The following is a 1,594-nucleotide window of genomic DNA, read 5'->3' as shown; positions in this document are numbered from 1 at the left end:
GGCCGGGTTCACCTCCGACGGGCTGCCGATCGGCGTGCAGCTGATGGGCCCGGCCAACAGCGAAGGAATGCTCGTGTCGCTGGCCGCCGAGCTGGAGGGGATCAGCGGCTGGGCGGCCAAGCAGCCCAGCCCCTGGTGGGTCCAGGGAACCGCCCTGTAGCCGTTGACTCTGCTGAAATGTCACCAAAGTTCGAGTGGCGGGCAGCCTCAACGCAGAGTCAACGCGTCGTCAGCGCGTCCCAGGCGTGCCGGACCCGGCGAACGACGTCGGGGTTGCGGTGTTCGGCCAGCACCTTGATGTGCGTCCAGCCGATAGAGCGCAGGTACTCCAGCCGTGTGTTGTCGTGGACATACTGCGGGCGATCAGTTCGGTGCTGGTCGCCGTCGTATTCGACAGTCAACATGATGTCCTGCCAGCCCATGTCCAGGAAATACCGTGGGTAACCGTCGGGGCCGGGCACCGGAATCTGGGTCTGCGGGCGCGGGAAGCCGGCGTCGATGAGCAACAGCCGCAGCCGCGTTTCCTTCGGCGACTGGGCGCCGGCGTCGACAAGGTCGAGTGCGTTCTCTAATTGCCGCAGGCCGCGGGTGTGCCGATGGTTGCCGGCGAGGTGTTCGACATCGCTGACCTTGACATCGGTGGCGCGTGCCAGTGCGTCGAGTCTGGCGACCGCGTGCCGTAACGAACCACGCCTACCCAGGTCGAAGGCGGTTCGCGGCGGCGTGGTCACCGTCATGCGGCCGAATTGCTGCGTTTCACCGTCGAGCAACAGGTCGTCTCGCGTCTTGACGCCCCCCGGTGCCCGCGCATTGCGCCAGATCAGCTCGATGACGGTGTCGTCGTCGACCCATTTCGCGCCGTGCAGCGCCGAGGCGGCGGCGCCGGCGATGACCGCCTCACCGCCGGACCAGAGCCAGGCCGCGTGAATGCGCTGGCGCAGCGACGGCCGCAGCCGCTTATCCAGGTAGACGTTCGGCAGGATCGCCGTGTAGTACCTGGCCAGCTCATATCTGCTGACCATGCCCGCGGCGCGCGCCTGTGAGCCGATGAATGGTTGCGATCCGAATTCCCCCATGCCGGTATGCTGCCCGCGCCCACCGACAGGTCACCGACAGGCCACCGACAGGCCACCGACACACCAGTTGACTCTGTGGATATGCCGCAAAAGTCCGAGTGGCGGGCAGCCTCAGCGCAGAGTCAACGGCAGAGACCCTATTTTCGCAGCACCGACACTGAATCGACCAGCAGCTGACTCGCCCGGTCGGCATTGACCGGTGGCGACGGCTGGCCCTTGACCACCAGCGGGTTGGCGGTGACCAGCACCATCCAGTCGCCGAGGTAAGCGGTGTAGTTGTAGACCTCGCGGGAGTGCTGCCCCTCGTCGGTGTCGACCGAGATCTCCCGACGCGAGCCCACCGTCTCCGCGCCCTTGATCTGCGGGGCGTCCACTTCTTGGACCGTGCCGGTGATCTTGCCGGCCTCGAACGTGACGTCCTTGCACTTCTTGGCTTCTGCGGCGTCGAACGGCATGTCCTTGTCGGCCTGCACGGCGATGACGACGAAGCGGTTGCCGTCCCCGTCGGCGGAGAACAC

General features: G+C 66.4%; 2 protein-coding genes and 1 pseudogene. 1 reads left to right on the top strand and 2 read right to left on the bottom strand.

The features are described from left to right. A pseudogene (locus tag AC2VON_RS25480) lies at positions 1-160 on the top strand (amidase); the annotation flags it as partial. A 58-nt stretch (positions 161-218) separates the two neighbouring features. On the opposite strand, the gene AC2VON_RS25475 reads toward AC2VON_RS25480, so the two are convergent. Further along, a complete protein-coding gene (locus AC2VON_RS25475) occupies positions 219-1,076 on the bottom strand; it encodes a hypothetical protein (protein ID WP_486955302.1) in 858 nt (285 codons plus the stop codon). Between the two features lie 137 nt (positions 1,077-1,213). Continuing rightward, the coding region (locus AC2VON_RS25470; RefSeq protein ID WP_486955301.1) for a DUF5642 family protein at positions 1,214-1,594 on the bottom strand (381 nt) is incomplete at its 5' end.

Source organism: Mycobacterium sp. TH-M82 (assembly GCF_057473605.1).
This window is presented reverse-complemented; position numbering and strand designations above follow the sequence as displayed.

Bases quoted from the DNA above. Each gene is read 5' to 3' on its own strand.
- AC2VON_RS25475 (WP_486955302.1), bottom strand. From the start codon at position 1,076: ATGGGGGAATTCGGATCGCAACCATTCATCGGCTCACAGGCGCGCGCC.